The sequence below is a fragment of the Armatimonas sp. genome (assembly GCF_964826245.1).
On record NZ_CBAYMC010000223.1, the window covers coordinates 1 to 6,965 of the forward strand.

Sequence of the window (6,965 nt, forward strand, 5' to 3'; positions counted from 1 at the left end):
ACCAAGTAACTTTTTTCTACCTCTGGTATTTCCAGAGGTACTACTTATCCTACCTTTTAGAAAGTGATCTCATGCATAAACTTACACGACTCTCTCTCTCTTTCAGCTTAATTGCAAGCATTGCAAGCATTGCTTCCGCCGAAGACTCCCCCATCAAGGTGGGAGCGACACTTGAGCTGAACTACACCTACAATGCCAATAGCCCCGCGGCAGGCGCTGTCCCAACGGGACTCTATGGTGGTAACGGCTCCTACTTCAATAAAAAATCCGGTGAGGTCGCGCTCAATTATGGCGAGCTACACTTCTACAAAGATAAGACCGCAAAAGAGCCTGGCTTCTCGATTCGTTTCGTGGACGGTGAAGTCAAGCCAGGCTTACCCGTCAATGCCGCCAACTACAACACCAGCACGGGCAATCTCTATGAAGCTGTCATCAGCCAACAGCTCACCTCCAAGCTCGCGGTGGATGCAGGCATCTTCCCAACCTGGGTCGGCTACGAAACCATCCCCATGGGCACGGGTAACTTCTTCACCAAGAGCTTTCACTTTGGCCAGTTTCAGCCCTTCTATCATGGCGGAGTCAAGGCAAATATCACGCTCTCAGAGAAAACAACCCTAGTCGGTGCCATTGTCAATCGTTTCAGCGGAGTTGAGACCAACGGTAACAAAGACCTGGGGCTTGGCTTTCAGCTTGCTCATGTGCTCTCGGACAAGTCGACGGTTTATGTCAATGGCCTCAGCAGCCGCGACACGCTCCAGACTGGTACCGTAGCAGGTGCCGCTGTGTTCGGTGAGAAGCAGCGCAATATCGCGAATGTCGTCTATACCCGCAAGCTCAGCGCAGCAGCCAACATCGCCCTCGATGCCTCCCTTACCACAGGCAAGGATGCGACAAATGCGACCTACAACGGCCAAGCATTCACTGGCTACTACACCCAAACGCTTGCCAATGGAAACACCGTCGGGCTACGCGCTGAGACCCTAAGTGCGGATGGCAACACGCCGTGGTTAGCACTCGGTGGCTCAGGCAAGCCCCAACTTAGCTCCGTGACAGCAAGCTACGAGCTTAAGTCGAGCCAGAAGGGTGTTCGCACCCTGATTGAGGCACGCTTTGACAGTGCTAATACAGCGATCTTCCCCACCAAGAGCGCACCGAAGAAAAATCAGACGACTATCAGCCTAGCGCATGTTCTGAGTTTCTAGATTTTCTTTCCTCCGAATCGAAGCCTCCTCAGGCCGCTCACAGTGTGAGCGGCCTCTTTTTTTTAGGTACAATTTCTCCATGAAAACGGGACTGGAAGTGTTAGCGGCAGATGGGTTTGCGCGGCTCAAGGGCAAGAAGATTGGGCTAGTGACACACCCGCCTGCGGCACTTCCTGATGGGGTCCACGCTATCGAAGCACTCCAGGCAGGTGGTGTGAAGCTCACGGCACTCTTTGGCCCCGAGCATGGGGTGCGTGGCGATGTAGCGGCGGGAAAGTGGATTGAGTCGTACAAAGATGCCAAGACGGGCCTGCCTGCCTACTCGCTCTACGGAAAGACAAAAGTCCCGACAGCGGCAATGCTCAAGGGCCTCGACTTACTGGTCTTTGACTTGCAGGACATTGGCTGCCGAAGCTACACCTATCTCTCCACACTGGGCTGCGTGCTCGAAGGGGCGGCGCGGGCAGGACTGCCCACCCTCGTGTTGGATCGCCCCAACCCCTTAGGCCTCCAGCGAGTTGAAGGGGGGCCGGTGCAGACCGGGTTTACGTCGTTTGTCAGTAAGTACCCCGTCGCCTACCGACATGGCATGACCCTGGGAGAAGTGGGGCGCATGATCAGCGGCAAGGGCTGGCTCCCAGGTGGCCTCAAGCCCAAGCTCGATGTGATTATCTGCTCGGGCCTGCGCCGCCGCGACTCGGGTTGGGACAGCCGCCGCTGGATTCCGACATCGCCCAATATCCCCACCCTTCGCTCGGCACGCCTCTACGCCGCCACGGGGATTCTGGGTGAGCTGGACTGCATCGCCATCGGGGTCGGAACCGACGATCCCTTTGGCTATGTGGGAAGCCCCACGCTCAGCAGCGCTAAGCTTCTCGCGGCACTCCAGCGCCTTCCCGTCACAGGCTTCGGTTACGAGGCCGCAAGCTTCACTCCCTCCAAGGGACTCTTCTCCGGCGAGCTCTGCCAAGGTGTGCGCGTCAAAGCCCCACAAGGCGTGGACGCGGAGTGGACGCGCCCTAACTTCACGCTCCTGGCGGCACTGAAGGCTGTGGGAGTCGCAAAGCCTTTCTCGCCCGGTGAGCCCTCACGGATGTTCGATCTCTCCTGCGGAACCGACAGAGTACGGAGTCTCTTTATGCGCGGTGGGGATACCTCAGCGCTCTGGCAGGAGTACCAAAAAGGCGCTGTGCAGTTTGAGAAGGAAAGAGCGCCGTACTTGTTGTATTCCTAGCCATGAGCCGCTACAGCAACTCCGATATCACGCGCTACACACCCTCGTGCTTCTGCTTTATTTTAGATCAGTCGTCGTCCATGGCCGAGCCCTTTGGTGAGCGTGACGGGCAAGCTCCCGTGACCAAGGCGGAGGCAGTGGCGCTAGCACTCAATAACCTACTGCGCAACTTGATTCTCTCCTGCTCCAAGTCCGATGGCATTCGTGACTACTTCGAGGTTGCGGTTATTGGCTACGGGGCCGAGGTTGGCTCCGCCTGGCAGGGAGCACTGCGTGGCCGTGAGCTGGTGCCCATCTCACAAGTTGCCGATCATGTGCTTCGGCTGGAGGAGCGTCCTGTGAGCTTTGGCGATGGAACGACAGAGACTATCCAGGTCCCTATCTGGATCACCCCTCAGGCTCACGGCTCCACGACCATGTGCACGGCCCTGCACCTTGCCCATGATATTCTGGCGTTCTGGACTGCCAAAAACCCATCATCACACCCACCGGTAATCGTCCACATTACCGATGGTGAGGCAACCGATGGCGACCCAGCGACCTATTTAGAAGCGCTGGCCAATACCGGCACAGGCACCGGGCGCTCCACGCTTTTCAATGTGCACCTCTCCAGCAGACGCGCCGCACAGCCCCTCTCGTTTCCCGATCAGTCCATGCCACTCCACGACCCCTACGCCAAGCTACTCTTTGACAAGGCAAGCTACCTGACTCCCTACATGCGCACCATCGCCTGGGAGAACGGCCTGCCTCTCACAGAACAAGCCCGCGCGTTCGTCCTCAATGCCGATCCCAGCCTGCTGGTGCTGGCTCTGGAGATTGGAACACGCCCTGGACGGCTTTGGTAGAGACAGTGGCAGCGATAAAGTCTTTCACGCTTGCCAAAGACGCCGTCACACCCGAACAGAACGAAGACGCACTTGCCTGGCAAGGGCAGCGCCTTGCCCTCACGGATGGCGCTTCATCGGATGCTTTCTCGGGGCTTTGGGCACGATGGCTGGGAGAGCAATTTGTGGCAACGGGCACGCTGGATCGGGAGCGGGCCGCACAGCTCTGGCAGGAAGAGGTGCGACAAAACCCCCTCCCCTGGTTTCTGGCGGATAAGCTACGACAGCCCACGCACGCGAGCTTTTTGGGGATTTGCTGGGATGATACGCAGCTTCAGGTACAAACGATCGGGGACACCTGCGCTTTTGTGATCCGCGACGACAACCTAGCCTTTGCCTTTCCCTACACCAGAGCCGAGGACTTCGCCACGCATCCCATGCTCGTCCCCACCCACGGTCTCCTCCCCGAGATGCTCTCCGCCAGCTTCCCCCTTCAGCCGGGCGATACGCTCATCGCCGCCACGGATGCCCTCGCAGCGTGGTTGCTGACCGAGCAAGCACACCAACCCTGGCAGGCGCTCCTAGCTCTTCAGAACGACAGGGACTTTGCCCGCTGGGTGCAGAACCTACGCAACGCGGGCCGTCTTGCCCTCGATGACGCTACCGTGGCGATTCTTTCAATCGCTCCTGATACCAGGGGAGCGTAAGCCGCATCCCTTCTGCCAGTGACCGAGGCGCGTCGGCAGGCAAGCGTCTCGGGGCCAGAGGCGGCCTGAAGCCGGAAGCCCCCGTAGCCAAAGTTTTCATAGGCAAAAAAAAGCGGGGCTGCACTTGCAGCCCCGCCCTATTCCAAGCCACTAGGGCCTTATAGTCGTAATTACACTCCCACTGAAGCGCTTTCCTGTTCGCCGTGGAGTATTGTAGTAGCCAGCCACACTCGACCTCACAACAGTCCCTAAAGTTCTTAGCTTATTGAACCTAAAGATCTGCTTGACCGTGGTATTCGGGGCAAGATCAGGCATCGAGAACACATTTGGTCTCGTGAAGGTGGTGGTATTATTGGCACTAAATACCACACCATCTATTTTAAAGTTTTTAACAGTCGTGAAGAGGCTATTATTTTTAAGAGTCACCTCAAGCTGCCAGGTCGTAGCACTCTTGCTAAGCAATACTGCCGAGACGAGACTGACCTCTTGGAGCTCCAGAGTTCTGAATTTTCCGCTTCGCTCTCCACGGAAGCCGTCAGGAGCGGGTAGTGTCTCGGAAGAGAGCGTGTAGTCGTAGTCTGTCTCCTCACGGATGGAAGTAACCGTCACAGAGTGATCGGTCACCAAGTTGGAGTCCGTCACCACAATCGGGTTAGGATCGGAAGGCCCCTCAGAGAGAACAAGCTTGGAGGTTGCGGGCACTGCGGTTCGCCAGGAGATCGTTACCTGATTGGCTCCGATACCCGTGACCGAGACATTGTCAATGAAGATCGTTGTAAACTTACCCGTAACCGCATTATAGACTGCGCCAGACTCACTGGAAGAGTCCACTTGATACAGATACGTCACATCAAGAGTGAGCCCCGTAATGGTCACACTATGATCTGTGGTATACGAAGGGTCATCGACAAAAATAGCATCAGGATCGTCGATATCTTTCCCAACCCAAACCGTCGAAGCCGCAGGCAGTGAAGTCTTCCAGGTGAATGTCACCTGATCCAAGCCTGGAGTGACTACCAGGTTGCTCACGAAGTTGACCAGCTTATCGGCAGCACGATCTGCCGACAGAATCCCCACACCCGCTCTACCATCCCAACCCACAGCCTCGATATCTAGTGCTGTGTTTGTAAAAGCAGTGACAAGCTCGTTACGCGACAGCAAAGCACCCTGTACAGATGAATACGATACGGGAGTAATAACCTGAGTATCGAGAGACTTCATCTGTGCCATGAGCGCTGCCGCATGGGGAGCAGCAGCGGAGGTTCCAAAGAAAGGATTCAGTCCGCTTGAACCAGGGAAGGTCGTCTTAACCCCGTCGGCAGCGGTAAAATCTGGCTTGTTGAGTACCACGCCACCATTGGTGGCAAAGAGGAAGTTATTGGGCGTAATGGCCGTTCCATCGGCATTGTAGAAGATGCGCCGTGGTCCCGTTGACGAGAAGGACTCCGTGGTCAGTCCGCCTAGTGACAGCGAAAAGGTGCTCGGAAATGCCAGGTTCGCATCAACCGCCGCAACCCCAAAGGCTCCTGCAGCAGCGGAGTGACCGTAGGTCTCGCCTGTGGTAGTCACCGTAAATGAACCAGCGTCAGGTGCATAGAGTCGTAGGGCACGGTCTTCCCCAGACCACTTTACAATGACAACACGCTCGCCAGGGAAGGCACTAGCAAACTCGATAGGATCTTGCGTCCCATTTTGAACATTATCTGATGTCTCAAAGACAGTGGTTCCTGTGGAGTTCAGGATATAGAGATCATAGTCATTATTCGAAGCAAGGCTTGGATCAGACCAACCAAGGATGATGCGCGTAATAACATTCTGCGTTTGAATGTTAAAAAGGTTATTATTGGGAAAGCGATGGACTCTTCCAAATCCTGCAAGGACACCCGTTGCGGCACCGCCGTCTCGGAAGTCCCCTTCCCAGACACTATTGCGCTGATTTCCAGCAGCGGAGAAGTAGAGCTTACCTTGAGCAACGACTTGCTCCACGGCTTGTGCAATCACACCATCTTGAAACGGGCTCTCAAAAAGATAGCCAAGGTCATCAACTATAATGTCACAACCCGCCGCAGCCAAGTCCAAGACCGCCTGCGCCATCTGTGCCTCACCTAAAAAGCCCGTGGCGAAGGCGAGCACTGCATCTGGCGCGACATCATGGATGATCTCCAGCATCGCGGTGCCTTCACCAGACTGACCGGGGTCATCTATGAGTACCTCGACATTATTTGGCAGATCACCTAGGGCCACAGAAGTCGCCAGAAAATCAACACTATCCGAGATCACACCAATCTTGCTGTTTCCCCCACCAGCACCATAGGCTTCTCGAACCAACTTAGAGCCATGTGCCGCATCCCCTTCGCTCTCCACAGAGCCAGAGTTGCGTACAGGTTTATCTGCAGGGCGAATGATACGAACATCGGGACTAAGAGCAAGCTGATCCAGCCAGGCGGTTCCAATCCAGGCTCGCAGGGCTCCCCACTTTGGGTAGGCAGAGACAACCGTCCCTCCCATGCCTGCGATGTTTTGCCGCAACCCTGTGGTGACATTGCCTTTAATATCCACCAAGACACGACCAACCATATCACGTTGTAAGCCGGGAGCTCGAAGCGAGGGTACTCCCGAAACGGCAGGCTGATTTTGGTCTATTCTCGCGGCAAAGATCAGGCTCGACGAGAGCTTTTTTTGTGCAGGCGTCCGCGCTAACTTATCCTGGTTGATGAGAGCAATTTGCTGTTGCACGGTAGCAGAAAGCCCCGAGGTATCCGTGATGGGAGCCGGGAGACGTGATCCCTGCGCCCATGCGGATTGCCCTAAAACAGGTATAGCCAGCATGGCAAGTGCCATAGCTGACCACTGGGCTCCAATTTTTCTATAATCCTTCATGATTAGAGTTCCTTGTCGTATTTTTCAAGATAAAAAACAGAGCCGCTCTTTCGAGCGGCTCTTTCTGCATTGTCTCCTAGGGGAGGCGGGTTCGCACGCTGGGGAAGGCCGTATTATT

5 protein-coding genes are annotated in these 6,965 nt (G+C 55.8%); 4 read left to right on the plus strand and 1 reads right to left on the minus strand.

The genetic code is table 11. The features are described 5' to 3' along the window. Window positions 1–71: 71 nt before the first annotated feature. The 4 genes from AC1XOS_RS17700 (at window position 72) to AC1XOS_RS17715 (ending at window position 3,967) form a co-directional block, all read left to right on the plus strand. Window positions 72–1,202 carry an outer membrane beta-barrel protein gene (locus AC1XOS_RS17700; RefSeq protein ID WP_481963542.1) on the plus strand — a complete coding sequence of 377 codons (1,131 nt, stop codon included), beginning with the start codon at window positions 72–74 and terminating at the stop codon, window positions 1,200–1,202. Window positions 1,203–1,281: 79 nt separating this feature from the next. Next, window positions 1,282–2,436, plus strand: coding sequence for an exo-beta-N-acetylmuramidase NamZ family protein (locus AC1XOS_RS17705; RefSeq protein WP_481963543.1), 1,155 nt, complete (start codon window positions 1,282–1,284; stop codon window positions 2,434–2,436). 2 nt (window positions 2,437–2,438) lie between these two features. Next, window positions 2,439–3,281 carry a VWA domain-containing protein gene (locus AC1XOS_RS17710; RefSeq protein ID WP_481963544.1) on the plus strand — a complete coding sequence of 281 codons (843 nt, stop codon included), beginning with the start codon at window positions 2,439–2,441 and terminating at the stop codon, window positions 3,279–3,281. Window positions 3,282–3,286: 5 nt separating this feature from the next. After that, window positions 3,287–3,967: a PP2C family serine/threonine-protein phosphatase gene (locus tag AC1XOS_RS17715; RefSeq protein ID WP_481963545.1), complete on the plus strand. Its 681-nt coding sequence runs from the start codon at window positions 3,287–3,289 to the stop codon at window positions 3,965–3,967. Between the two features lie 150 nt (window positions 3,968–4,117). Here the strand turns inward: AC1XOS_RS17715 and AC1XOS_RS17720 are convergent, their stop codons facing one another. After that, window positions 4,118–6,703, minus strand: coding sequence for a S8 family serine peptidase (locus AC1XOS_RS17720; RefSeq protein WP_481963546.1), 2,586 nt, complete (start codon window positions 6,701–6,703; stop codon window positions 4,118–4,120). Between the last annotated feature and the right edge of the window lie 262 nt (window positions 6,704–6,965).

What these genes read in the sequence shown, in the direction of transcription:
- AC1XOS_RS17700 (WP_481963542.1), top strand. Translation starts at nt 72, where the DNA reads ATGCATAAACTTACACGACTCTCTCTCTCTTTCAGCTTAATTGCAAGC.
- AC1XOS_RS17705 (WP_481963543.1), top strand. Translation starts at nt 1,282, where the DNA reads ATGAAAACGGGACTGGAAGTGTTAGCGGCAGATGGGTTTGCGCGGCTC.
- AC1XOS_RS17710 (WP_481963544.1), top strand. Translation starts at nt 2,439, where the DNA reads ATGAGCCGCTACAGCAACTCCGATATCACGCGCTACACACCCTCGTGC.